At 62.9% G+C, this 24,099-nt stretch carries 22 protein-coding genes and 1 pseudogene; 14 read left to right on the top strand and 9 right to left on the bottom strand.

Features of this window, described 5'->3' with window-relative positions; translation table 11 throughout:
* Positions 1-25 precede the first annotated feature (25 nt).
* The 6 genes from tssM (at position 26) to QU481_RS04435 (ending at position 7,976) form a co-directional block, all read left to right on the top strand.
* Positions 26-3,808, top strand: coding sequence for a type VI secretion system membrane subunit TssM (gene tssM / locus QU481_RS04460; RefSeq protein WP_289828690.1), 3,783 nt, complete (start codon positions 26-28; stop codon positions 3,806-3,808).
* 14 nt (positions 3,809-3,822) lie between these two features.
* The gene (tagF, locus tag QU481_RS04455; RefSeq protein ID WP_289828689.1) at positions 3,823-4,842 is read left to right on the top strand and encodes a type VI secretion system-associated protein TagF; all 1,020 of its coding nucleotides are present in this window, start codon (positions 3,823-3,825) and stop codon (positions 4,840-4,842) included.
* Positions 4,843-4,881: 39 nt separating this feature from the next.
* A complete protein-coding gene (tssB, locus tag QU481_RS04450) occupies positions 4,882-5,394 on the top strand; it encodes a type VI secretion system contractile sheath small subunit (protein WP_289828688.1) in 513 nt (170 codons plus the stop codon).
* A 3-nt stretch (positions 5,395-5,397) separates the two neighbouring features.
* Positions 5,398-6,882 (top strand): type VI secretion system contractile sheath large subunit, encoded by a 1,485-nt coding sequence (tssC, locus tag QU481_RS04445; protein WP_289828687.1) that lies wholly within the window; start codon positions 5,398-5,400, stop codon positions 6,880-6,882.
* Positions 6,883-6,938: 56 nt separating this feature from the next.
* Positions 6,939-7,436, top strand: a complete 498-nt coding sequence (locus tag QU481_RS04440; RefSeq protein WP_289828685.1) for an Hcp family type VI secretion system effector — start codon at positions 6,939-6,941, stop codon at positions 7,434-7,436.
* A 75-nt stretch (positions 7,437-7,511) separates the two neighbouring features.
* Positions 7,512-7,976, top strand: a complete 465-nt coding sequence (locus tag QU481_RS04435; RefSeq protein WP_289828684.1) for an OmpA family protein — start codon at positions 7,512-7,514, stop codon at positions 7,974-7,976.
* A 198-nt stretch (positions 7,977-8,174) separates the two neighbouring features.
* Here QU481_RS04435 and QU481_RS04430 read toward each other — a convergent pair whose 3' ends face one another.
* Positions 8,175-8,915, bottom strand: a complete 741-nt coding sequence (locus QU481_RS04430) for a CDP-diacylglycerol diphosphatase (RefSeq protein WP_289828683.1) — start codon at positions 8,913-8,915, stop codon at positions 8,175-8,177.
* Between the two features lie 344 nt (positions 8,916-9,259).
* Here QU481_RS04430 and QU481_RS04425 point away from each other — a divergent pair, with 344 nt between their 5' ends.
* From QU481_RS04425 to QU481_RS04415, 4 genes and pseudogenes are all read left to right on the top strand, one after another.
* Positions 9,260-9,514, top strand: a complete 255-nt coding sequence (locus tag QU481_RS04425) for a hypothetical protein (RefSeq protein ID WP_289828681.1) — start codon at positions 9,260-9,262, stop codon at positions 9,512-9,514.
* Positions 9,469-9,675, top strand: a pseudogene (locus QU481_RS23830) (LysR substrate-binding domain-containing protein); the annotation flags it as partial. The gene QU481_RS04425 and the pseudogene QU481_RS23830, both read left to right, overlap by 46 nt.
* A gap of 80 nt (positions 9,676-9,755) precedes the next feature.
* Positions 9,756-9,881 carry a hypothetical protein gene (locus QU481_RS04420; RefSeq protein WP_289828680.1) on the top strand — a complete coding sequence of 42 codons (126 nt, stop codon included), beginning with the start codon at positions 9,756-9,758 and terminating at the stop codon, positions 9,879-9,881.
* The gene (locus QU481_RS04415) at positions 9,878-10,048 is read left to right on the top strand and encodes a type 2 periplasmic-binding domain-containing protein (RefSeq protein ID WP_289828679.1); all 171 of its coding nucleotides are present in this window, start codon (positions 9,878-9,880) and stop codon (positions 10,046-10,048) included. Before QU481_RS04420 ends, QU481_RS04415 begins: the two co-directional genes overlap by 4 nt.
* Before the next feature lie 110 nt (positions 10,049-10,158).
* On the opposite strand, the gene QU481_RS04410 is transcribed toward QU481_RS04415, so the two are convergent.
* Positions 10,159-10,668, bottom strand: a complete 510-nt coding sequence (locus QU481_RS04410; RefSeq protein ID WP_289828677.1) for a single-stranded DNA-binding protein — start codon at positions 10,666-10,668, stop codon at positions 10,159-10,161.
* Positions 10,669-12,030 carry an MFS transporter gene (locus QU481_RS04405; protein WP_289828675.1) on the bottom strand — a complete coding sequence of 454 codons (1,362 nt, stop codon included), beginning with the start codon at positions 12,028-12,030 and terminating at the stop codon, positions 10,669-10,671. It lies immediately after the preceding gene.
* A gap of 229 nt (positions 12,031-12,259) precedes the next feature.
* Here QU481_RS04405 and uvrA point away from each other — a divergent pair, with 229 nt between their 5' ends.
* The gene (gene uvrA, locus QU481_RS04400; protein WP_289828674.1) at positions 12,260-15,085 is read left to right on the top strand and encodes an excinuclease ABC subunit UvrA; all 2,826 of its coding nucleotides are present in this window, start codon (positions 12,260-12,262) and stop codon (positions 15,083-15,085) included.
* Between the two features lie 77 nt (positions 15,086-15,162).
* Positions 15,163-15,603, top strand: a complete 441-nt coding sequence (locus QU481_RS04395) for a VOC family protein (RefSeq protein WP_289828673.1) — start codon at positions 15,163-15,165, stop codon at positions 15,601-15,603.
* A 113-nt stretch (positions 15,604-15,716) separates the two neighbouring features.
* On the opposite strand, the gene QU481_RS04390 is transcribed toward QU481_RS04395, so the two are convergent.
* The 4 genes from QU481_RS04390 to QU481_RS04375 form a co-directional block, all read right to left on the bottom strand.
* Positions 15,717-17,099, bottom strand: a complete 1,383-nt coding sequence (locus tag QU481_RS04390; RefSeq protein WP_289828672.1) for an FAD-binding oxidoreductase — start codon at positions 17,097-17,099, stop codon at positions 15,717-15,719.
* Between the two features lie 108 nt (positions 17,100-17,207).
* A complete protein-coding gene (locus tag QU481_RS04385; protein ID WP_289828671.1) occupies positions 17,208-17,981 on the bottom strand; it encodes a transporter substrate-binding domain-containing protein in 774 nt (257 codons plus the stop codon).
* A 62-nt stretch (positions 17,982-18,043) separates the two neighbouring features.
* Entirely contained in the window at positions 18,044-18,874 is an 831-nt protein-coding gene (locus QU481_RS04380) for a carbon-nitrogen hydrolase family protein (RefSeq protein WP_289828670.1), read from the bottom strand.
* Positions 18,875-18,885: 11 nt separating this feature from the next.
* Positions 18,886-20,037, bottom strand: a complete 1,152-nt coding sequence (locus QU481_RS04375; protein WP_289828669.1) for a methionine aminotransferase — start codon at positions 20,035-20,037, stop codon at positions 18,886-18,888.
* A gap of 126 nt (positions 20,038-20,163) precedes the next feature.
* Between QU481_RS04375 and QU481_RS04370 the strand changes: the two genes are divergently transcribed.
* Positions 20,164-21,105, top strand: a complete 942-nt coding sequence (locus QU481_RS04370; RefSeq protein WP_289828668.1) for a LysR substrate-binding domain-containing protein — start codon at positions 20,164-20,166, stop codon at positions 21,103-21,105.
* A gap of 117 nt (positions 21,106-21,222) precedes the next feature.
* Here QU481_RS04370 and QU481_RS04365 read toward each other — a convergent pair whose 3' ends face one another.
* Together QU481_RS04365 and QU481_RS04360 are read right to left on the bottom strand one after the other, a co-directional pair.
* Positions 21,223-22,620: a sensor histidine kinase gene (locus tag QU481_RS04365; protein ID WP_289828667.1), complete on the bottom strand. Its 1,398-nt coding sequence runs from the start codon at positions 22,618-22,620 to the stop codon at positions 21,223-21,225.
* A 61-nt stretch (positions 22,621-22,681) separates the two neighbouring features.
* The gene (locus QU481_RS04360; protein ID WP_289828666.1) at positions 22,682-23,368 is read right to left on the bottom strand and encodes a response regulator transcription factor; all 687 of its coding nucleotides are present in this window, start codon (positions 23,366-23,368) and stop codon (positions 22,682-22,684) included.
* A 217-nt stretch (positions 23,369-23,585) separates the two neighbouring features.
* Here QU481_RS04360 and QU481_RS04355 point away from each other — a divergent pair, with 217 nt between their 5' ends.
* Entirely contained in the window at positions 23,586-24,095 is a 510-nt protein-coding gene (locus QU481_RS04355; protein ID WP_289828665.1) for a Spy/CpxP family protein refolding chaperone, read from the top strand.
* Positions 24,096-24,099 lie beyond the last annotated feature (4 nt).

Here is a 24,099-nt window from a genome sequence, read left to right as displayed (position 1 = left end):
TTTCAAGGGAAGGTGGTTGTAGGTTATGAAAGGTTGGCTGCGTAACGCCAAGATGGCTTCAGCGATAGGGTTTCTGATCCTGATCGCACTGATCTGGTTTCTGGGGCCATGGCTCGGGCTGGCTTCGGTCGAGGCACGCCTTGGCTGGATCGTTGGCGTCATGCTGCTGTGGGTGGCGACGCTGCTGGTCGGTCAGTTGCTGGCGCGCCGAGCCGGCGGTCTGATCGAGGGCATGCTGCGTAAACAAGCTGACGAGGCGGTGATCAATGCCAGCTCCGAGAAGCGGGCCGAAGTCACGTTGCTGCGCCAGCGCCTGCTGGGGGCCATCGATACGCTGAAAAAGTCGAAGATCGGCACGGCCCGCGGCAGTGCGGCGCTTTACGAGCTGCCCTGGTACATGATCATCGGCCATCCGGCAGCCGGGAAGAGTTCCGCCATCCTGCAGTCGGGCCTGACCTTTCCATTCAGCGACAAGAGCGGCATTCAGGGTGTCGGCGGAACGCGCAACTGCGACTGGTTCTTTTCCACCGAGGGGGTGCTGCTCGATACCGCCGGGCGTTATGCCACGCAGAGCGAGGACCGGGTGGAGTGGCTGGAGTTCCTGAAGCTGCTCAAGAAGCACCGTTCGCGCGCGCCGGTCAACGGCATCCTGGTGGCGATCAGCCTGCCGGAACTGTCGCAGCACAATAGCGAGGGGTTCGCCCTCTACGCCCGCCAGATCCGCGAGCGCATCCACGAGATCGGCGCCACTTTCGGCCTGCAAGTGCCCATCTATCTGGTGTTCACCAAGCTCGACCTGCTAGGCGGTTTCGCCCAGTTCTTCGAGGACTTCAGCGAAGAAGCACGCACCGGAGTCTGGGGTGCAACCTTCAGCGCCGACCAAGGCGCGGGTTTCGACATCGCCACCGTAACGGGCCAGCAGTTCGAGTTGCTGTACCGCGGCTTGGTGCAGATCGGCGAGGAAAAGCTGGTTCAGTACCGCGGCAGCCAGGTTCGTCCGGCCCATTTCGCCTTCCCCATCGAGTTTCATGGCCTGAAAGAAGCGGTCGTCAAATTCATCAAGCTGCTGCACGAGGATGATCCCTACCACGGTAGCCCGCTGCTACGTGGCTTCTATTTCACCAGTGCTTTGCAGGAGGGCGTGCCGCGCATCGTCACCGCCGTTCGAGTTCAGGGTCAGTTTGATCTGGATGCTTCCAGCAAGGAAGCCCGTCAGGCCCCGGCTTCGTACAGTTACTTCCTGCGTGATTTCTTCCGCGAAGTGGTGTTCCCGGACCAGCACTTGATCGCTAACCAGACCCGGCCGAGTGGCGGCCGCTGGCGCTTGTTTGGCATGTTGGCGGGCTTGGTGACGCTGGCGGTCATCGCCGGGGTGTGGACCTGGTCCTTTATTGGCAATCAGGCCTTGCTGGATCAGGTCAAGGCCGAGCGGGTGCAGGCCCAGAAGCTGGCGAGTTCCGGGCAACTTTACGATCGCTTGAAGGCTCTCGAATTGCGTCAGCGGCGTCTGGAGGAGTTGCAGGCCTACCGTAAGAACGGCGCGCCATGGCAAGTAGGGCTGGGGCTCTATCAGGGCGAGCGCCTTGAGCAGGCGCTGCGCCAGGAATACTTTGCCGGTCTGAAGGAAGTAATGCTCAAGCCCGTGCAGGCTAATCTGGAAACGACGCTGACCGAACTCGGCAAGACCTCGCTGCAGGCACCGACTCCCGCTCCAGTCGTCACGACGCCGGCCGCACCGGTCGCTAAACCGGAAGTCAAGCCGGCTCCGCGCCCCAAGCACCGCCCGGCTCCGCATCGCAGCCTGCCCAACATCAATCTGAGCTATCTGGAGGTGCGGCAGTATGCGACGTCGGCTGTGATTGGCAAGCCGGCCCTGCCAACCTCGGCCGGACCGATGGCGGCAGCACCGTCGCCGCGCCTCGACCAAGGCTACAACGCGCTGAAGACCTATCTGATGCTGCACGACCGCAAGCGGATGGACGAGGCGCACCTGATCGACCAGTTGCCACGTTACTGGCGGCCTTGGCTGGAGAGCCAGCGCGGCCAGTACTCGACAGCGGAGGTGATGGCTGTGGCCGAGAGGCTGGTGGCGTTCTACGTCAGCCAGATCAAGGCACCGGACTTGCCGACCATCGACAACAACCCGCAGGTCGTGGCCGCAGCCCGCGATGTGCTGCGCGGCTCGCTCAAGCGCCTGTCGGCGCAGGAGCGTGTCTACAACGAGATCAAGGCCCGCGCCAACACGCGCTTCGCCCCGCTGACCGTCGCGCGCATCCTCGAAAACCGCGATCTTGACATCATGGCGGGCAGTCAGATGGTCAATGGCGCGTTCACCCGTGAAGCCTGGGACAAGTATGTACGTGGCGCCATCGTCGAGGCCAGCAAAGGCGAGATCCGCAGTGACGACTGGGTGCTGGCGTCATCGATGCAGGACAACCTGGGCCAGGACGGCAATGTCGAAAAGAACCGCGCCGCACTCGAAACCCTGTACCGCAACGAATATGTCACCGAGTGGAAGAAATTCCTGCTGGGCGTCACGATCCGCGACTTCAGCGGTCCGGCTCAGTCGGCGTCGGCGATGAGCCGCTTGGCTGACCTGCAGACCTCGCCGATCAAACTGCTCTTGTCGCGCGCCGCCTTCGAAACGGCTTGGGACAATCCATCCGAACTGCACCGCTCGCTGGAGACCGCCAAGCAGTCGGTGCTGGAGAAGACTGCCGAATTCCTGAAGGGCGGTGACAGTCAGTTGCAGCAACAGCAGCAGGCTAACCCCTACGGCGTGGTCGGTGGTCAGTTTGCCGGTGTCGCCCAACTGGTCAAGGCCGACAAGGGCGCTGCGCCTATTGACGGCTATCTGACCCAGTTGGGCAAGCTGAAGGCCAAGCTGGCCGTAGCGGCCACCAGCGATGATGCCGGCGGGCAGGCCCGTGCCATGGTGCAGGCGACACTGAACGGCTCCGGCTCGGAAATGGCCGATGCCTTGAGCTACGTCGACAACTCCCTGCTGCCTTCGGTGTCGGCCGAATCGCGCGAGACGCTGCGTCCGCTCTTGGTGCGTCCGCTGGTGCAGACCTATTCCGGCATGGTCGGGCCGTTGGCGACGGACATCAATCAGGCTTGGGCCAGCGAAGTGCTGCCGCAGTGGAAGCAATTGGCCAGCAAGTATCCGTTCAGCGACTCGCCCAATACCGCGTCGATCGCCGAGATCAACCGTTTCGTAAAGCCGAACGACGGCACGCTCGACAAGTTCATCAACAAGTATCTGAACGGTCTGGTGCAGAAGAAGGGCGATGAACTGGTTCCGCGTAGCTGGGGCAACCAAGGGGTGCGCTTCAATCCGGAGTTCCTGTCGGCGGTCAGCAAACTTTCGGCGTTGGCCAATAACCAGCTGCAGGATGGCGAAAACACCCGTTTCGAATTGCAACCGTTGCCGACGCCGGGTCTGTCCGAGATTTCACTGGGTATCGACGGCCAGGAGCTGCGCTACCGCAACGGCCCGCAACAGTGGCAGTCGTTCACCTGGCCGGGCAATGGGCAGGCCGGGGCTCGCATCCAGGTGGTGGCCTACAACGGTGCGACCAGCGTGGTCGGTAGCCAACAGGGACGCATGGCGTGGATGCGCCTACTGGCCCAGGCCAAGGTCGAACAGGAGGATGCCGGCTCGGCAGTGCTGTCCTGGCGGATCCGCAAGGGCGATGCCGGTGATGCCGATTCCGTTCGCTTCAACTACCGGGTGGTCGGCGGGGTAAACCCACTGCAGCTGACCCGGCTATCCAAGCTGACGCTGCCTGAGCGCGTGACGAATTAACGGAGATCTATGTCATGTCGTTCAATTTTCGACGCCCACAAGAGAACCCAGTGCCGTTCTGCATCTTCGGTAAGCTGCCGCTGCGCGGCGACTTTGTCCGGATCAATGCGACGCATCCGGCCGCACTCGAGATCGACGGTTTGATCGCGGACAGCCTGCGGCAGATGGAACAACAGCCGGACTGGCCGGTGCGCTATCAACAGATGCCCGCCTCGACGTTTGTGCTGCGCACCCGTGACCAGCGCTGGCAGTTTCTCGGTGCGATGCAGCCGAGTCATGACCAGTCGGGTCGCCACTACCCGCTGGTGGCCGGCTTTTTGTTGTCGGCCGAAGTGGCCAGCGCCCCGTTGGCGGCAGCCATGTTGGCGAACGAGCTGTTCTTCGGCGGGCTGAAGGAGCAGTTGAGCAGTGCTATCGCCAACTCGGTTGAGATGCTGGCCTGCCGCCAGTTCCTAGAAGAGCAGGCGTCGTTTGGCGGGCGTTCGCAGGCCGACCTGGAACTGGCCCACCAGTTGCTGGAGAAGCATATGGCGCGGACGCCGGCACGAGTGCTGGACGATGCCTTGCATGCCAGCGGCCGTGGCGATCTGGAGTCGCTCTTGCTGGCTTTCACCTTCCATCGCCAACTGCTGCGCCGTTATGCCGGTAGCCTGCCGCCGCAGGTGTACCTGTTGCCGCTACCCGAGGGCGATGGTGACGGGATGTTGGCGGCCGTGACCTGGCTGTCGCTTTACCACGCGGCGACAGCGGAGCAGGGCGAAAGCGTGGAGCAGTGCCTGATCGTCATGCATCCCGAAGGGCGGTTCCTCGCCTTGCTGCCGGGGCTGTTCACCGAGCAGATCGCGTCCTTGTGTTGGGGGCGGCAGATCGACCCGCGCTATGTCGTGGATGTGGCCGAGCCGAGTGCGCCGTGGCGGAACCATCAGTCCTATGCCGAAGCAGCCTATGTGCTGGGTCGGCGGTTGAACGATCCGTCCCTATCCGTCGCCGAGCTGCGGGATGTCGTGCGCAGCCTGTCGGGCAGCATCGGCTAATTCATTTATTCCAATTCCTTAGAACAGACAGAGGGTGCCATGGGCAAGGAAAGTACACAGAAGAAGCTGTCGCGGGTGCGTCCGCCGCGCGTGCAGATTACCTACGACGTCGAAATCGGCGACGCGATCGAAACCAAAGAGCTGCCATTCGTGATGGGCGTGCTGGGCGACTACTCGGGCCACAGCAAGGACCCGCTGCCGAAGCTGAAGGAACGCAAGTTTGTGCAGATCGACCGAGATAACTTCGACGAAGTGCTCAAGGGGATGGCGCCGCGCCTGGCGATGAAGGTCGACAACAAGCTGAAGGAAGATGGCAGTCAGATGTCGATCGAACTCAACTTTGAATCGTTGTCGGATTTTGAGCCGCAGAACGTGGTGGCCCAGGTTGAGCCACTGAAGAAGCTGCTGGATGCCCGCAAGCGTCTGGCCGACCTGCGCAACAAGATGGTGGGCAATGACAAGCTGGAAGAGCTGCTTGATGAGGTGGTGCGCGACACCGAGAAGCTGCGCGAAATCAGCCAAGCCGCCCATCCGGCCAAAACCGAGGAGTAAACGATGAGCACCGAACAACTTGTCGCCGAGAGCAGTGCTCAGGCCGCCGGTGAAAGCATCAGCCTGCTCGACTCGATCATCGAGCAGAGCCGCATTGCCACTAACGACCAGGAAAAGGGCCACACCCGCGACCTGATCGGCGAACTGGTCGATCAGGTGCTGGAAGGCACGGTGACGGTGTCCCGTGACCTGACTGCCAGCATGGATGCGCGCATCGCCGAGATCGATTCGCTGATCTCGGCACAGCTCAACGAGATCATGCATCACGGCGAATTCCAGAAGCTGGAAGCATCGTGGCGTGGCCTGAAGTACCTGATCGCGGAATCCGAAACCAGCACCATGCTGAAGATCAAGGTGCTGAATGTCTCGAAGAAGGACCTAGTCAAGGACTTCAAGTCCGCCTCGGAATTCGACCAGAGTGCGCTGTTCAAGAAGATCTACGAAGAGGAATACGGCACCTTCGGCGGTGCACCGTATGCCGCTCTGGTCGGTGACTACGAGTTCACCCGCCATCCGGAAGATTTCTACCTGATGGACGAGCTGTCGCACGTGGCGGCTGCCGCGCATGCGCCGTTGATTTCGGCTGCGGCTCCAGGCCTGTTTGGCCTGGAGAGTTTCACGGATATTGGTAAGCCGCGCGACCTCGCCAAGATTTTTGACACCGTCGAATATGTCAAATGGAAATCTTTCCGAGAATCGGAAGACTCACGGTATGTCGGCTTGGTGCTGCCGCACGTGCTCGGCCGCTTGCCCTATGGCCGTGACAACGTGCCGGTCGAGGAGTTCGACTTCGAGGAAAACGTCGACGGCGCCGACCATGGCAAGTACCTGTGGTCGAACGCTGCCTATGCCTATGCCGCGCGTCTGACCAGCGCCTTCGCCCAGTTCGGTTGGCTGGCGGCGATCCGCGGGGTAGAGGGTGGCGGCCTGGTCGAGGGGCTGCCGGTGCATACCTTCAAAACTGACGACGGCGAGGTGGCACTGAAGTGCCCGACTGAGGTGGCCATCACTGACCGCTCCGAGAAGCTGCTGTCCGACCTGGGGCTGATCTCGCTGGTGCACTGCAAGAACACCGACTATGCGGCGTTCTTCAGCGGCCAGTCGGTGCAGAAGGCCAAGACCTACAATACCGATTCGGCCAACGCCAACGCTCGCCTCTCCACCCAGCTGCCGTACATCTTTGCGGTGTCACGCATCGCGCACTACATGAAGTCGATCATGCGCGACAAGATCGGCAGCTTCGCCAGTCGCCAGAACGTTCAGGATTACCTGAACACCTGGCTCGCCCAGTTCGTGCTGCTCGACGATTCGGCCAGCCAGGAAGCCAAATCCAAGTACCCGCTGCGCGAAGCGCGCGTCGACGTGGTCGAAGTGCCCGGCAAGCCGGGTGTCTATCGCGCCGCGGCTTTCCTGCGTCCGCACTTCCAGCTGGACGAACTCACCATCTCATTGCGTCTGGTCGCCGACTTGCCACAGCCGGCGGGCTAATGCTCTAGCACGGGGAGTAATCCCTGTTTTCCCATGAAGTAAAAGAGAGGTAATAAATGGCTTTTGATGCTTTCTTGAAAATTGATGGTATTCCTGGCGAAAGCACCGACGATAAACACAAAGACTGGATCGAAATCCAGTCGTTTGCGCACAAGCTGGAACAGCCGGCTCAGGCCACCGCCAGTTCGGCCGGTGGTGCTACTGCCGAGCGTGTAAACCACGCTGCCTACGAGATCACCCACTTTTTGGACAAGGCCAGCCCGAAGATCTACGAAGCGTGCTGCACCGGTAAGCATATCAAGGACGTCACCATCGAACTGTGTCGTGCCGGCGGTGACAAGGTGAAATACATGGAAATCAAGATGGAACAAGTGCTGATTTCCAAGGTGGAGCCGAATGGTTCGGCCAACGACAGCGGCTTTCCTAGTGAAAAGGTGAACTTCAGCTACGGCAAGATCAAGTGGACCTACACCCAGCAGAAACGTGAAGACGGTGCCGGTGGCGGTAACGTCAGCGCAGGCTGGGACCTGACGGCCAACAAGACTATTGCCTAACGCCATTGGTTGTTAGCAAGTAATGCGCCCGTCTTGGCGGGCGTATTTTTACATGCTTTATCAGGATATTTCGCTATGCGCCAACGTTTGCTGATCGTCGCACTCTTTTCGCTATTGTGCGCCAGTTGTGCACAAAAACCCGTTGCCCCTGCGGCAGCGGTGTCAGCCAAAGGGGGGGCCGCCCAAGCCGCTGCAAATATCGATTCTGCTTTGGCTCGTGCCGCCGCATTGCCATCGGGTTCTCAGTCGGTGGTAACTGACCCAACGCTGGTTTCGTTCGAGAAAATGAGCGTAAAACTGAGCCTTGCTGCCGAAGCACAAGTGAATGCGCTGGCGAGCGGTCTGGTCGTGGCCAAATCGATCACGGTGCTCGGGTATTGCAATCGCAAGGAGGTTGGCAATGCCAAAGCAGCTGCTACCGCTCGTGCCGAGGCCGTCAAGAGTTTGCTCGTGAAAGCCGGTATTCCCGAGTCACGGATTAAGACGCGTACGGATACTGTGCGACCAATGCACGCTGTTCGTATCACGTTCAGCGGCTAAAGCTAAAATGTCAATTCATTGGCTGCGGAACGATTGTTGATCTGGATATAGGTTCCCGCTTGCACACTTCGCACCCCTCTCCAGGCTGGGCGCGACGGCAAGGAGAAGTTGTTGGTCTGCTGCCGTACCCGTTCAGTTGCTGCGCTAGACACACCTTGCTGGTGCTGAAGGATCTGTTCGGCCTGCTTGTGAGACCAATCAGGATAGGGGCGAGGCGATGCGGCAGGAGTGGTCTTGCAGCTCCTCGGCTGCACCTGGATTGGTGTCCGGCCCATCTGGCTGGTAATGGCCGTCGACGATCAGGAAGCCGCCGGTAGTGGCCGTCATCAGGATAGTGTGATCTTTCATCTCCTGGTGCTGGTACACCGTCCGGCGTAGTACCAGGTCGAAAGGATTGACGGATGTTGCCGAACTAGCCGCGACTCGGGTCACGGCATAGCGGTGCCCCTTCAAGGTCAGGTCGTTCCATCGTCCCGGTTCGGTCGTTGACTGCGTAGCCAGAACAGTGGCGACCTTTGGGTCCAAGCAGTCTATGTGGATGTGCAATTGCTGTTGTGTGCGGCTATTGGCCGAGTTGATGGCAAGGCCTATCTCATCGTCGCGCAGCGGCCGGCCGAGTGTGGCACCGACCCAGTCTCGGTTGTCCCAGGCAGCGCGCCAGTAGTTCAGGAGGCCGGGCTGCAATACAGCAGGACTCTCGATGCCGCTTACCGGGATAGTGGGGATCAGGATGTATTGCGCCGGGCCGACCTTGTCCTTCAGCAGTGCATAGCCCTCGGAACTCACAAGGCGACATTGCCCGGCACCGTGGCCGGCGGCGAATGCAGGCAGACAGGACTGGCTGACGATTTCCCACAGCTTGTTGGGATTGGCCGCGTGGGCGACTGGCAGGCTCGCCAGCAGTACTACAAAGTTGAGCAGATAACGCACGCGGTTCATGCAGGCTCCAATGGTCAGACGCAGTCCCACTGTGGCGTTGTCTGTAAGATAGCCTAGCCAGGTGACGGAGTGTCATGCTATTGGAAACATGAGCATTTCGACATCGCTCGGTACTGTCCAGCATCCACTACGCCTTCATCGGCTAGCGCGGCAGCTAGCCATGTAGCCGCACGCTATTCTTAATTCCAGTGCATGTTTGGCTTGAACGCCGACTCTCTCTTGCCTTTTATCGTGTTCCATCTTTGGCTGACAGCTTACCCCAGGCCGCCGCCCATTTCATAAACAGGAAATTGGTGCCCCAGATCAGCCCAAGCAGGGCAAAGGCGGCATAGACGAGCGATTTCATGGCAGAAGAAGAGTGGCTGGGTGTGCCGCTGTTCGTACGTGGTATCCGACAAATCCAGCCCACACCCGAGGCACTGGAGTCCTGGGCCGCGATCCAGCCAGCGCTGGCACGCATCCAGCAGGCTAGCCGACCCTTGCGCGAGCGTAGCAGTAACACGGTGTGGTTGTCGCTGCCGCGACGCTGGCCGCCAAATGGTTCGCGCCGCGCATGGCGGGGCTGCTGGGCCAACATCCCGATATCGCGCTGCATCTGAGCGCTTCGAGCACGCTGGTTGATTTCGAGCGCGAGGCGATCGACCTGGCAATCCGCTATTTCGACGGCCGGGACGCATCGCTCGACGTGACCTTGCTGCATCCGGACGAGGCCAGGGTCTTCTGCAGCCCCGACTACGCCGCGCGGCTGGGCTTGGCCGAACCGCCCGACCTGGCCGCGCCACGCTGCTGTACTCGACGCTGCAGCCATTCTGGCCGGCCTGGCTGGCCCGCTTTGCCGGGTTGGATGCCGACCGAGTGGTGGCGATGCCGGCGCTGCATTTCGACCAGACCCTGCTCGCCATCGAGACGGCCCGGCGTGCCCAGGGCGTGGTACTGTGCAGCGCGCTGCTAGTCGAGGAGAGTTGAGGCAGGGCTGGCTGATCGAGCCGTTTGCCTGCCGGTTGCCGCTGACGCAGGGCTATTACCTGGTGCATTCGCACAGGACGCCGCTGCGACCGGCGGCACAGCGGCTCAAGGCATGGCTGATCGTGGTGCGGGAACAGGTTTTTCCCGGTAGCGCCGGTCTGTGTTGAGCGTTGTGTATAGGTCGTGGCGACTACACTGTGTGCGCGGGTCCAGACCGGGCAAAGAAAAAGCGGAGCCGGTATGCGGCTCCGCTTGGGCTAAGTACGTTTCCCCGTTTCTAGAACGGGATGTCGTCATCCATGTCGTCGAACTTCGGTGCCGGTTTCGGCTCCATGCGGCGCGGGGCGGCCGGCGGAGCGGACGGGGCGCTGCCCATCGAGTCGTCGCGGCTGTAGTTGCTGCTGCCACCACGGCTGTAGCCGCTGTCGTCGTCCATCGAGGCGCTGCTGCCGCTGCTGTCGCGGCCGCCGACCATCTGCATTTGGTCGGCAACGATCTCGTAGGCGGTGCGCTCGACGCCATCCTTGCCGGTGTACTTGCGCGACTGGATGCGGCCTTCGATATAGACGGTACGGCCTTTTTTCAGGTACTGGCCGGCGATTTCAGCCAGTCGGCGGTACATCACGATGTTGTGCCACTCGGTGCGTTCCTGACGCTGGCCGTCTTTGCCCTTCCAGTTTTCGCTGGTGGCGATGGAGAAGTTCGCCACGGCCTCACCGTTCGGCAGATAGCGGATTTCCGGATCGCGACCCAGATTGCCGACGAGAATGACCTTGTTGACTGACATTCAATAAGTCTCCTGAATGAGTTGTTGTACGGCGGGCTCGTCCCAGTCCTGCTGCATGACCTTCAGATAGGCCACGCGTTCGTCCGCCATCACCACCGCTTCGCGCACGCCACGCACTTGGGCGAGGCGGTCGGAGAGGGTGGCGGCATTGCCTTTCCAGCTGTCGCCAATATGGAACATGGCGGTCTTCACCGGCAGCGGCGGACGCATGGTCATGGCAATGACCAGCCAGACAAGCATCAGGGCGCCACTGAAGCTGAACACGCCGATGCTACCGTAATGGGTGTAGAGCCAGCCCCCCAGCATGGGACCGAGGGCGAGGCCAAACGATTGGGACATATTATACACGCCAATCGCGGTGCCCTTGGCACCGGCCGGCGCGATCTTGGAAACCAGCGAGGGCAGGGTCGCCTCGAGGGTGTTGAAGGCGATGAAGTAGAAGGTCAGCCACAGTACGATCATCCACAGCGAGCTGAGCGCGAAGGCCATGCCGAAATGGGCCAGCGCCATCAGCGCGATCGACAGCACGAATACGCGCTTGAGCTGGTGGCGTTTCTCGCCGTAGATGATCGGCGGGACCATCAGGATGAAGCCAGTGACGGCGACCGGGAGGTACACCTGCCAGTGGTGCGCCTTGTCGAGGCCGCCGATCTTGATCAGCGCGAAGGGCATCACCACGAACATCGCCATCTGGGCGGCGTGCAGCACGAAGATGCCGAAGTTGAGGCGCAGCAGCTGGCCGTTCTTCAGCACGGTCGGCAGATTGGCAGCCTTGGCTTCGGCGTCGGAGTGAAAGCGTGAGATGGTGGGGTTAGGGACCAGGAATTTCACGCCGAGGATGGCAGCCAGCGTCAGCACGCCGGTCAGCGCGAAGATGCCGTTGACACCGATCCAGTGCCCGAGCAGCGGCCCCAGCACCAGGCTGACCGCGAAGGTGGTGCCGATGCTTATGCCGATCATCGCCATCGCCTTGGTGCGGTTTTCTTCCTTGGTCAGGTCGGCCAGCAGTGCCATCACCGCGGCCGAGACGGCGCCGGCGCCCTGAATGGCGCGAGCGACGATCAGCCAGGCGAGCGTGGGCGCCCAGGCGGCGAGGAAGCTGCCGGCAGCCAGCACCAGGAGACCGCCGTAGATCACCTTCTTGCGACCGATGCGGTCGGACAGTATGCCGAGCGGCAGCTGGAACAGCGTCTGGGCGACGCCGTAGGCGCCGAAGGCCATGCCGATGGCCGTGTAGCTGTGGACGCCAGGTAGGGTTTTGGCGTAGAGCGCGAACACCGGCAGGATCAGAAACATGCCGAGCATGCGCAGGGCGTAGACGCCCGCCAGGCCAAGACTGGCCCGCAATTCGAGAGAGTTCATCTGGTTGTCAGTGGGGTAATGCGAATCGATCGATTTTAACGCGATGGAAGCCGGTTCCGATGACAAGACTCTGTCTTGGTGAGGGCCGGCGTCCCCGCAGCGGCCGGTAAAACGGCCGGAACGCCCGCCCTGCCAACCGCGCAAGCGGTTTGAGGCGGGACGGACGGTAGAGTTCAATGGGCAAACTTCGGTATAGTAACAGGTTACTTCACCGAATCGTGAGCAAGGCATGGACACCATCCGCATCCGCGGCGCCCGTACGCACAACCTGAAAAACATCAATCTCGATCTGCCGCGTCACCAGCTGATCGTGATCACCGGTCTGTCAGGTTCGGGCAAGTCGTCGCTGGCGTTCGACACCTTGTACGCCGAGGGGCAGCGTCGCTATGTGGAGAGCCTGTCGGCCTACGCACGTCAGTTCCTGCAACTGATGGAGAAGCCGGACGTTGACCTGATCGAGGGGCTGAGCCCGGCGATCTCGATCGAGCAGAAGGCGACCAGCCACAACCCGCGCTCCACCGTCGGCACCGTTACCGAGATCCACGACTATCTGCGCCTGTTGTTTGCCCGCGTTGGCGATCCGCACTGCCCGGAGCATCATGTGCCGCTGGCGTCGCAGACGGTCAGCCAGATGGTCGATCATGTGCTGGCGCTGCCGGAAGAGAGCCGGGTGATGATCCTGGCGCCGGTGATCGTCGGCCGCAAGGGCGAGAACCTCGACCTGTTCGACGATCTGCGTGCGCAGGGTTTCGTGCGGGTGCGAGTGGATGGCGAGGTCGTCGAACTCGACAATGTGCCCAAGCTCGACAAGAACAAGAAGCACACCATCGAGGTGGTAGTGGACCGCCTGAAGGTGCGCGAAGACGCCAAGCAACGCCTGGCTGAAAGTTTCGAGACTGCGCTGCGCCACGCCGAGGGGCGTGCGATCGCGGTGGAGATGGACAGCAACAAGGAGCACTGGTTTTCGGCCAAGTTTGCCTGCCCGATCTGCTCGTACAGCCTGCCGGAGCTGGAGCCGCGCTTGTTCTCATTCAACAACCCGATGGGTGCCTGTCCCAAGTGCGACGGCTTGGGCGAAATGACCTTCTTCGATCCGAAGCGAGTGGTCGCCCATCCGGAACTCTCGCTCGCTGCCGGTGCGATCAAGGGTTGGGACAAGCGCAACCAGTTCTACTTCCAGATGCTGCTGGGCTTGGCTGAGCATTACACCTTCAGCGTCGATCTGCCGTTCGAGTTGTTGCCGCAGAAGGTGCAGCATGCGGTGCTGCACGGTTCGGGGCGCGAGAGCATTGAGTTCACTTACCTGAACGAGCGTGGCAGCAAGTTCACCCGCAGCCATCCGTTCGAGGGCATCATCCCCAGCCTGGAGCGCCGTTACCGCGAGACCGATTCGTCGGCGGTGCGCGAGGAGCTGTCCAAGTACCAGAACAACCAGGTCTGCCCGAGCTGCGAAGGCTCACGCCTGCGCCTGGAGGCGCGCCATGTGCTGGTCGGCGACCAGACGCTGCACGGCATCAGCCAGATGCCGCTGAAGGAGACCGCGCAGTTCTTCGACCAACTGGCGTTCACCGGCCAGAAGCAGGCGGTGGCGGAGAAGATCGTCAAGGAGATCAGCGAGCGGGTGTCGTTCCTGAACAACGTCGGTCTCGATTACCTGAACCTATCCCGTTCTGCCGACACGCTGTCCGGCGGCGAGGCGCAGCGCATTCGCCTGGCGAGCCAGATCGGCTCGGGTCTGACCGGGGTGATGTATGTGCTCGACGAGCCGTCGATCGGTCTGCACCAGCGCGACAACGACCGGCTGCTGGCGACGCTGGTTCGGCTGCGTGACATCGGCAACAGCGTGATCGTGGTCGAGCACGACGAGGATGCGATCCGCGCCGCCGACTACGTGGTCGACATGGGGCCTGGTGCGGGCGAACACGGCGGCGAGGTGCTGGTGGCAGGCACGCCGGCAGAGATCGCAGCGGCGCCGAACTCGGTGACCGGTGACTTCCTGTCCGGTCGGCGCCGCATCGCGATGCCGGGCGGTCGCCGCGAGCCCGATCCGGAGCGGATGCTGCGTCTGATCGGCGCCAGCGGCAACAACCTGAAGAACGTCACCCTCGACCTGCCGCTGGGCATGCTGGTGTGCATTACCGGCGTGTCCGGCTCGGGCAAGTCGACGTTGATCAACGACACCCTGTACAAGATCGCTGCGCGCGAACTGAACCGTGCCAGCGAAGAGCCGGCACCGTTCGTCGACATCGCCGGTCTGCAGCATTTGGACAAGGTGATCAACGTCGACCAGAGCCCGATCGGCCGCACGCCGCGCTCGAATCCGGCCACTTATACCGGCCTGTTCACGCCGATCCGCGAACTGTATTCCGGCGTGCCGCTGTCGCGAGAGCGCGGTTACGGCCCTGGGCGCTTCTCGTTCAATGTGAAGGGCGGCCGCTGCGAGGCCTGCCAGGGTGATGGCGTCATCAAGGTGGAAATGCACTTCCTGCCAGACATCTACGTGCCCTGCGATGTCTGCCACGGTAAGCGCTACAACCGCGAGACGCTGGAGGTGCAGTACAAGGGCAAGAACATTACCGAGGTGCTCGAGATGACGGTGGAGCAGGCGCTGGAGTTCTTCGGTGCGGTGCCGACCATCGCGCGCAAGCTCAAAACGCTGATGGACGTCGGTCTCGGCTATATTCGATTGGGGCAGAGTGCGACGACGCTATCGGGGGGCGAGGCGCAACGGGTGAAGCTGGCGTTGGAACTTTCCAAGCGCGATACTGGGCGGACCCTGTATATTCTCGATGAACCGACCACAGGTCTGCATTTTCATGATATAGACCTGTTGTTGAAGGTTCTGCATCGCTTGCGCGAACACGGCAATACGGTGGTGGTGATCGAGCATAATCTCGATGTCATCAAAACGGCAGACTGGTTGATCGACCTCGGCCCGGAAGGGGGAGCCGGGGGCGGTCAGATCATCGCCACTGGAACACCGGAGCAAGTGGCCGATAACCCGGTTAGCCATACTGGCCGTTATCTGAAGCCGATGCTGCAGTCACGCGGCTGATGAAATACCGCTATCCTTTACAGTAATGAGTATTTAAACGCGGTGTTGCGCCGGCGTCTGGAAATTACGAGGAACGAATGCTTTCGCTAGGAAAAATCGACCATATCCATGTCAAGGTAAGCGATATACCAAAAGCAATCGCCTGGTATGAGCGAGTACTGAACATGGTGCCGGATACCCGCTACCACCAGATGAATGACGCTCCGCATGGTGTGACCATGTTGGCCAACCAGAGTGGTTCGGTGCGCATTGCACTGAGCGAGACCTCCGTCCCCAATGACGATTCCGGGACGATCGCCTTTGTGGTCAGCGGGCAGGATTTTCTCGAGTGGATCGACCAGTTGGCCGGCGAGCGTGTCGCCAACCGTGAAGGTCTGACCATCGCACGCGATTCGGTGGCCGATCATGGCTTCTTCTGCGCTATCTCCTTTGTTGATCCGCATGGCAATCCGTTCGAGATCATCAGCTACGATCACACTTGGCTGGCAGGCAAGCTGAAGTTCAAGGCACGCGTCTGATTCGGTCCGGCCAACGACAAAACCCGCCAGAAGGCGGGTTTTTTTGTTTGGGCTACTGGCGCTTGTCGGCGGGACTTGGCGAGTGACAGGTGCTGACGGCGGCCGGAAAGGGGCTACAGGTCGAAGATCTTGCCGGGGTTGAGGATGCCGTGCGGGTCTAGCGCTTGCTTGATCGCGCGCATTGCCTGGATCTCGGCGGTGCTGCGCGACAGCGGCAGGTAGGCCTTCTTGTCGAGGCCGATGCCGTGTTCGGCCGACACCGAGCCGCGCCATTCGGCCACCCGCTGGTAGACCAGCTGTTTGACGTGGGCCGAATCGATTTCGCCGCGGCGATGGCCGACCACGAGGTGCAGGTTGCCGTCGCCCAGATGGCCGAACACGTGCAGGTCGCTGTCCAGTGCCAGCTCGGTAAGCGCGCTGCGGATCGCTTCGGTGCACGGCAGCATCGCGTCCATCGCCAGGCTGATGTCAAACTGGTCGGTGCGGGCATATAGCTTGGTTTCGGCCTCGCAGCCCTCGCGGATCGCCCACATCGCCAGCCGGTCCGCTTCGCTGCCTGCGATCACCGCGTCGGCGAGGCCGCCGGCCTCCCAGACTTCGGCCAGCGTCTGCTCGAACAGTGCGCCATCGGCTTCCGCGTCTTGGCCCTCGATCTCGAGCAGCACACTCCACGGCGGTGCTGCATCGAAGATCGGCAAGGCCGTAGCGTGCTCGCCGCTGTTGAGTTCGTAGAAGCTCTGCCACATGCCCTCGAAACTGGTCAAGAGGCCGCCGAGGCGGGCGCGCAGCCGCAGCAGCAGTGGGGCGATGGCGGCGAAGTCGTCGACCGCCAACAGCGCGGTGTGGCGCGAGCGTGGTGCCGGGTAGAGGTGCAGCACTGCACGGGTGACGATGCCGAGTGTGCCTTCCGAGCCGACGAACCACTGTTTCAAGTCATAGCCGGTGTTGTTCTTCAGGTACGGCGTCAGACCGTTCAGCACGGTGCCGTCGGCCAGCACCGCCTCCAGGCCCAGCACCATGTCGCGGGTCATGCCGTAGCGCAGCACCTGGTTGCCGCCGGCGTTGCAGGCGATCATGCCGCCGATGGTACAGCTGCCGCGGGCACCCAGGTCGACCGGCACCTTCAGGCCCGCGGCGGCGGCGTGCTCCTGTACCGTCTCCAGCGGCGCGCCGGCCTCCACCGTTACTGTCTGCTGGGCCAGATCGACCGGGCCGATGCCGCGCATGCGTTCCAAAGAGATCAGCACGTCGTTCTCGCCGCTGGCGGTGGCATTGGCGATGTTGGTGCCGCCGCCGAGCGGGATCACAGGCTGGCGCGCCTCGTGGCACAGGCGCAGCGCAGCCGATACCGCGGCGGTGTCGCGCGGCAACAGCAGCGCGCGGCCTTCGAGCGGGCGCGGATCCCAGAACGAGCGGGCCCGTTCGGCCAATCTCTCTCCGGTGAGGACCGAGTCGTCGCCGAGGGCCGTGCGCAGCGTGCTAATCAAAGAGTCCATGTCGTCTATCCGTTAGAAATCGCGGGAAGAGGGGCGAGCAGAAATGAGAGCGGCCCGGCCCCGGCCGCCCCTAAGGGCAGCGTGAGAGGCCGGGCCGTCAGGAGGGGCTTATTCGCCGATCAGGCCGGTGAGATTGTGCTTGGCGGCCAGTTGCTTGATTACGCCCTTCTGTTTCAGTGCGGCAATGGCCTGGCTAAAGCGGTTGGCCAGGTCGGTGTTGTCCTTGCGCACCACGAAGGCCAGGCCTTCGCCCAGCACTTTATCCTTGCGGCCGTCGAAGGTCGGGCCGATAAAGCCGAAGCCCTGGCCTTTCGGGGTGTCGAGGAAGCCGCGCTTCAGTTGCGCGGTGTTGCCGAAGGTGAAGTCGGCACGGCCGTTGGCCATTTCCATCATCGGATCCTGGGCGTTGACGTAGCGCTTGATAGTGGCGGTCTTGCCGTAGGTGTCGGTGATGAAGCGGTCCTGGGTGGAGCCGCGCTGCACCGCGATGATCTTACCCTTCAGCGCGACCGGCGATACGTCCGGCTTGGTGCCGACGTGGCCGACAAAGTTGTTGTACATGTAGTAGAACGGCTGGCTGAACGACACCACCTTCAGGCGCTCGGCCGAGATGTTCATGCCGACCACCGCGTCGTACTTGCGGGCCTGCACGCCTGGGATCAGGCCATCCCACGGCTGGTTGACCAGCACGCACTCGGTCTTCATCTCGGCGCAGGCGGCACGGGTCACGTCGATGTCGAAGCCAACCACCGCGCCGCTGGCGTCGGTGTACTCGAACGGCGGGTAAGTGGCGTCGGCGGCGATGCGCAGGGGCTCGGCAGCATGACCGGTCAGCGGCAGGGCGAGGCAGGCGAGGGCGGCACACAGGGTACGGCGGTTCATGGCAATTCCTTCTCGATATGTAGACGTACAGGATGTGTTGTGGGGTTGTAGTTATCTATCAGTCATGCATCGGTGTTGAACAGCCGGCGGTGTTGCAGGGCTGGCAGACGTTGCCGCAGCTCGGCCTGGTAAACCAGGTCGAGCTTGGCCAGGGCCATGCCTTCCCCTTCGGCATGGCAGGCCAGAACGTCGCCCCAGGGGTCGACGATCATACTGTGTCCCCAGGTGCGCCGGCCACCGGGATGGTGGCCGCCTTGGCCCGGAGCGATCATGAAGGCCAGGTTCTCGACGGCACGGGCGCGCAACAGCAGCTCCCAGTGCTTCTCGCCGGTGGCGTAGGTGAACGCGGCCGGTGCGGTCAGCAAGACCGGCGCCGGTGCCTGACGGTACAGTTCCGGAAAGCGCAGGTCGTAGCAGACCGACATGCGCAGCGCCCCCCACGGGGTGTATGCGCTGGCGACCAAGTCGCCGGCGCTCATCGTCGCCGATTCCTGGTAGTGTTCGACGCCGTTGTCGAAGCCGAACAGGTGCATCTTGTGGTAGCGCTGGCGGCAGATGCCGTCCGGCCCGAACAGCAGGCTGCTGTTGTACATCTTGCCCGGCTCGTTGCTCTGGGTGGGGATGGTGCCGCCGAGCAACCAGATGCCGAATTCGCGGGCGAGCTCGGACAGAAAGGCCTCGAAGCGGCCGCCGCCGGCCGGTTCGGCCAGGGCGACGCGTTCGGTCTCGTCCTCGGGCATCAGGTAGAAGTATTCGGGCAGCGCGACCAGCTCGGCGCCGGCCAGCGCCGCGTCGCGCACGAGGCGGCGGGCAGTGGCCAGGTTGGCTGACAGGTCGCCGCCGGAGACCATCTGGATCGCAGCGGCGGTGAGGTGGGTGACGGCTTGGCTCATCGTCATGCTCCTCACACCCGGCACAGCCGCTCGGCCGCGGCCAGCAGCGTTGCGTCGTCCTTGGCGAACGACAGACGGATCACCCGCGCGTCGGTGCCGTCGCTATAGAAGGCCGACACCGGGATCGTCGATACGCCGTGCTCGCGGATCAGCCGCTGCACGAACTGGCTGTCGGTCTCGTCGCTCAAGTGGCCGAACTCGGCGAGCAGGAAGAAGCTGCCTGCCGACGGGTGCAGCTTCAGCCGCGAGTCCTTCAGCGCATCGACCAGCAGGTCGCGTTTCTGTTGATAGAACGCCGCGAGGCCCAGGTAGTTGTCCGGTTGCTGCATGATCTTGGCCAGCGCGTGCTGCATCGGCGTGTCGGCGGCGAACATCGCAAACTGGTGCACCTTGCGCACCTCGTCCATCAGCGCGGCCGGCGCCATGCAGAAGCCCACCCGCCAGCCGGTGACGTGGAAGGTCTTGCCGAAGGAGCCGACCACCACTGCGCGTTCGGCGAGCTTCGGATGGCGGCTCATGCCGTGGTGCAGCTGGCCGTCGAATACCACGTGCTCGTACACCTCGTCGGACAGAATGACGATGTCGGTGTTGTCGGTCAGCCGGGTCAGTGCGGCGATGTCGGCCTCGCCGAGCACCGTGCCGGTCGGGTTGTGCGGGGTGTTGAGCACGATCATCCGGGTGCGTGGGCTGATCTTGGCAGCGACCTCGTCCCAGGGGATGGCGAACTCGGGGGCGTTCAGCTTCACCGGCACCACTATGGCGCCCTGCAGCTCGACCATCGGGGCATAGCTGTCGAAGGCCGGCTCGAAGATGATCACTTCATCGCCCGGATGCACCAGCGCGGTAACCGCCGAGAACAGCGCCTCGCTGGCGCTGGCCATCACGGTGACCTCGTCGGCCGGGTCGTAGGTGTGGCCGTACAGCGCCTCGGCCTTGGCGGCCAGTGCCTCGCGCAGTGCCGGTAGGCCAGTCATCGGCGCGTACTGGTTGTGGCCGGCCAGCATCGCCTCGTGTGCGTAGCGGATCAGCGCCGGGTCGCAGGGGAAGTTCGGCGCACCTTGCGACAGGTTGATCGCCTTGTACTGGGCGGAGAGCTGGCCGATCACGGTGAAGATCGTGGTGCCGACGGCCGGCAGTTTGGAGCGCAGGGTGGGTGTGCTCATCGCGAAATCCTCGGTGGCGTTGGGGGCGCAGATCGTGCGCGGTTAGGCGCATTTAACGAGTCCTGCCACTTGTGCGGCAAACGAATTATCGGCATCGTATGCATGAGTTTTTCTCAGGATCAGATCATGGCACGACCGGTATTGCCGCTCTATGCGCTACAGGTATTCGAGGTGGCCGCGCGCACCCTCAGCTTCACCCGTGCCGCGGAGGAGCTGTTTATCACGCAAAGCGCAGTCAGCAAGCAGATCAGCCAGCTCGAAACGCAGCTGGGCTACCCGTTGTTCCACCGCCAGGTGCGCAAACTGACGCTGTCGGCACAGGGTGAGGTGTTGCTGCCCTATGTGACGCGGGCGCTGGCTACGCTAGAGAAGGGGTTGGAGGCGACTGGGCGCAGCGTGAAGAACCGGCTGCGGTTGAAGGCGCCATCCTGTGCGTCGCGCTGGCTGTTGGGCGAGGTGCGCGAGTTTGCGCGCGAGCATCCGGAGATCGAGGTGGAAGTGACCAGTGCTCACGCGCACGACATCAACTTCGCGCGCGAGCCGTTCGACTTGGCGGTGGTGTTCGTGCCGCTGCCTTCGGCCAACCTGAGCCTGACCCCGCTATTTATCGAGCAGTTGACCCCGGTGCTGACCCCGGCGTTGTCCGAACAGGTCGGCGTGCCGCTGACCACTCCCAGCGCGCTGACGCATTACCCGCTGCTGCACCCATCGCGCGACAAGCGTGACTGGACGCAGTGGCTGGAGGCAGTGGGAGCGAGCGAAATTGGAGTGGCGTCGGGGCAGATCTTCGAGACGCTCGACCAGGCGATGAGTGCGGCGCTGCAGGGCTTCGGCGTGTCGATCGCCGACGTGACGCTGTTGAAGGACGAGCTGGCGCACGGCGCGGTGCTGGCGCCTTTCGACCAGCTGCTGTTGACTGGTTGCGGCTATGCGCTGGCGCGCCCGCCAGCCGATAAGGCGAGCGCGGCGGCGATGTTGATGCACGACTGGCTGCTGGCGCGTCACCGGGTCGAGCCGGAAGCGATGAAGAGCGGGTTGGTCAGCTTGGCCGCGACCGTGGCCGGCTGAGATAGCGCTACTGACAAAGCCCCGCGCAGCGGTTCTGACCAGGCGTATTTTCGCCGCCAGTACAAAGTCGTACAGCAAAGCAGTGCAACAACGTCAGGAGCGCTATGTCAGCGGTTCTCAGTCGGTGTCGGGCAGTGCCGGCTGCAATGGTAGCGTGACACTGACGGTGAGCCCGCCACCCGGGCGGTTGGCGGCGCTGACCGTGCCGTGATGCGCCGTGATGGCACGCTGAGCGATTGCCAGGCCGAGGCCCCAGCCAGGCGTGGTGCGGCTGGTGTCCAGCTGCACGAAGGGCTCGAACATCGCCGCAAGCTGGCCCGGGTCAACACCCGGACCGCGGTCGCTGACGCGGACGCGGACGATGGCCTGATCAACGTCGCAGAGCAGGTCGATGTCGATAGTCCGGCCCGTTGGGGAATGCTTCAGCGCATTGCGTACGATATTTTCCAGCGCGCGGTGCAGCAGTTCGGCGCGCCCGCGCATCAGCGCTTCGCGTCCGGCCGGAGCGAAGTCGATCGAGATCGCTCGTCCGGCGGCCTCGAAACGCGCGTCGTCGACGATGCTGTGCAGCAGTTCGATCAGGTCGAAGAACTCGTCCGACTCGGTCGGCTTGCTCGCCTCCAGCTGCGACAACGTCAGGATTTCTCCGACCAGCTGGTCGAGTCGTCCGGCCTCCCGCTCGACTCGGTCGAGCGAGGCGTCGAGCTTGTCCGGCTGCTGGCGAGCCAGTCCAACCGCGACCTGCAGGCGACCGAGCGGGGAGCGCAGCTCGTGCGAGACATCATGCAAGAGCTGGCGCTGCGCGGTGACCAGCGCTTTCAGTCGTTCGGCCATCCGGTCGAAGTCGTGACCGAGGTCGGCGATCTCGTCGCGGCGCCGACCGATTGCCGGCGCGACGCGGGTCTCGAGGTCGCCATCGGCAAGCCGGGTGAATGCGCCGCTCAAGAGGCGCAATGGCCGGGTCAGATACCAGGCGAGCACGGCGCTGAACAGCAAGCTGCCTAGCGAGACGATGAGTATCGTGCCGAACGGCGGGCCGGGCCACAGCGGCGCCGGCGGGTGTAGGTGGTTGCTGCCGGCCAGTGGGTGAGGCATTGGCCCCTCGGCCAGTATGAACACCAGATAGCGTTGACCAGCTGGGGTGAGAGCGGTCTGCACGCTGCGCTCTTTCGGCGGTTCGCCTTCCTGGGAGGCCCGGCGACGGGCTTCGGCCAGCGAGGCCGGAGGCACCGACAGGCCAAATGCGTCGCGGCCCTGTGCATCGACCACCCGCAAATGATCTCGCACGAACGGTGGCCAGGCGTCGAGCATCGAATTCAACTCAGGCAGCCCGCCGTAGTGCAAGGCCGCCGCCGCTGCCGAGCTGGTGACGGCGGCACGTGGGCCCCCCGCCACGTCGGCCATGCGACTCAAGCGGTTTGACACGTACAAGTAGGACAGCGTGCCGCTGATCAGCGCCACGGTCAGCAGGGTCAACCAGAACCCGAACAGGATCTTCCAGAATAAGCGGCCCACGATCAGTGTCCTCGGTAATGGGTTGCCGGGGATGAGGGCGGAGGAGCCAGGGGGTGACGCGTCATTCCAGGATGATCCGGTAGCCGACCCCGCGCACGGTTAGGATCGGCGCATGGGGGCCCGAGCCTGCACCGAGCTTCTGGCGGATATTGCTCATATGCACGTCGACGCTGCGGTCGTAGCGGGTATGTGGCCGGCCCAGTGCCTGTTCGCTCAGTTCCTGCTTACTCAGTACACGGCCGCCGGCGCGCAACAGTGCAGCTAGCAGCTGAAACTCGGCATTGGTCAGTTCGACCGGGCTGCCGCGCCACTCGACCCGGTGCCGGTCCGGGAACAGCGTCAGCTCACCGGCGGTGAGTGGCTGGTTCGACGAGGTTGGTTCGGCCTGACTGGTGGTGCGGCGCAGGATCGCGCGTAGCCGTGCGACCAATTCGCGCGGCAGGCAGGGCTTGGGCACGTAGTCGTCCGCGCCCAGCTCCAGCCCGATGATGCGATCGATATCGTCGCCTTTGGCGGTCAGCATCAGCACCGGCACGCGGCTGTGCTGGCGGATCTGCCGTAGCGCCTCCAGCCCACCGACCCGCGGCATCATCACGTCGAGTACCACCAGCGCGTATTGGCCTGTCAGCGCGGCTGCCGCGCCGCTTTCTCCGTCGCTGGCGCTGTCGACCTCGAAGCCCTCCGAGCGCAGATAATCGCTCAGCATTGAAACCAGTTCGGCATCGTCGTCGACCAGTAGGACACGCACCTTCGTTCTCCTCGTGGCATGCGCCGCATCGATTGCGACGCTTCAATCAGATAGGGCGATGATACCGGCCACAGACAGTGTGAAGGTGGCTGCAGCGGGGATTTTCGCAATCTTTACAGTTTGCTAACCCCGGTTTACGGCGCTGCGGCGCATAGTTCGAGTACCCAATGCGCCGCTCTTTGCGGTGCCTCGAAATCCATTTGAACCGGAGGCCGCTATGACCCGAACCAAACGCTTTCTGAGTGCGATGGCACTCGCTTCGTTCCTGCTCGGTGTCGGCAGCGTGTCCGCTGCCGAACCGATCGCACCCCCTCCGTCGGACCATGCCCCCATGGGCGACGACTCGCCGCACGGTGAATGGCATGACATGGGGCACGGCGGGCTCGGCTTCAGCATGTCGATGCGGGGAATGCTGCCTTTGCATGAGCTGAATCTCAGCAGCGCCCAGCAGGACAAGGTGTTCCAGTTGATGCACGACGCCGAGCCGGCGCTATATCAAAAGATGAAGGCCCTGCGCACCACCCGAGAGAGCCTGGCGAGCGCCGCCGGCTTCAGTGCCTACGATCCGGCCCAGGTGCGCAAGTTGGCCGAACAGCAGGGTCGCCAGATGGCCGACCTGATTACCTTCCGTAGCGAGTTGCGCCACAAGCTCTATGGGCTGTTGACGCCGGAGCAACAGCAGCGGCTGAAGCAGCATGAGCAATGGCGAGCCCACCGGCAGGGTTGAGCCC

It is taken from the genome of Crenobacter oryzisoli (assembly GCF_030385785.1).
GTDB classification, from domain to species: domain Bacteria; phylum Pseudomonadota; class Gammaproteobacteria; order Burkholderiales; family Chromobacteriaceae; genus Crenobacter_A; species Crenobacter_A oryzisoli.
Note: the sequence above shows the minus strand (reverse complement) of the source record. Positions and strands in the feature narration are given on the sequence as shown.

Coding starts and splice junctions, on each gene's coding strand:
- QU481_RS04405 (WP_289828675.1), bottom strand. CDS start 12,030: ATGAACTCTCTCGAATTGCGGGCCAGTCTTGGCCTGGCGGGCGTCTAC.
- QU481_RS04410 (WP_289828677.1), bottom strand. CDS start 10,668: ATGTCAGTCAACAAGGTCATTCTCGTCGGCAATCTGGGTCGCGATCCG.
- QU481_RS04375 (WP_289828669.1), bottom strand. CDS start 20,037: ATGAGCACACCCACCCTGCGCTCCAAACTGCCGGCCGTCGGCACCACG.
- QU481_RS04425 (WP_289828681.1), top strand. CDS start 9,260: ATGGCAGAAGAAGAGTGGCTGGGTGTGCCGCTGTTCGTACGTGGTATC.
- QU481_RS04355 (WP_289828665.1), top strand. CDS start 23,586: ATGACCCGAACCAAACGCTTTCTGAGTGCGATGGCACTCGCTTCGTTC.
- QU481_RS04385 (WP_289828671.1), bottom strand. CDS start 17,981: ATGAACCGCCGTACCCTGTGTGCCGCCCTCGCCTGCCTCGCCCTGCCG.
- tagF (WP_289828689.1), top strand. CDS start 3,823: ATGTCGTTCAATTTTCGACGCCCACAAGAGAACCCAGTGCCGTTCTGC.
- QU481_RS04430 (WP_289828683.1), bottom strand. CDS start 8,915: ATGAACCGCGTGCGTTATCTGCTCAACTTTGTAGTACTGCTGGCGAGC.
- tssB (WP_289828688.1), top strand. CDS start 4,882: ATGGGCAAGGAAAGTACACAGAAGAAGCTGTCGCGGGTGCGTCCGCCG.
- QU481_RS04390 (WP_289828672.1), bottom strand. CDS start 17,099: ATGGACTCTTTGATTAGCACGCTGCGCACGGCCCTCGGCGACGACTCG.
- QU481_RS04370 (WP_289828668.1), top strand. CDS start 20,164: ATGGCACGACCGGTATTGCCGCTCTATGCGCTACAGGTATTCGAGGTG.
- uvrA (WP_289828674.1), top strand. CDS start 12,260: ATGGACACCATCCGCATCCGCGGCGCCCGTACGCACAACCTGAAAAAC.
- QU481_RS04395 (WP_289828673.1), top strand. CDS start 15,163: ATGCTTTCGCTAGGAAAAATCGACCATATCCATGTCAAGGTAAGCGAT.
- QU481_RS04435 (WP_289828684.1), top strand. CDS start 7,512: ATGCGCCAACGTTTGCTGATCGTCGCACTCTTTTCGCTATTGTGCGCC.
- QU481_RS04440 (WP_289828685.1), top strand. CDS start 6,939: ATGGCTTTTGATGCTTTCTTGAAAATTGATGGTATTCCTGGCGAAAGC.
- QU481_RS04380 (WP_289828670.1), bottom strand. CDS start 18,874: ATGAGCCAAGCCGTCACCCACCTCACCGCCGCTGCGATCCAGATGGTC.
- tssC (WP_289828687.1), top strand. CDS start 5,398: ATGAGCACCGAACAACTTGTCGCCGAGAGCAGTGCTCAGGCCGCCGGT.
- tssM (WP_289828690.1), top strand. CDS start 26: ATGAAAGGTTGGCTGCGTAACGCCAAGATGGCTTCAGCGATAGGGTTT.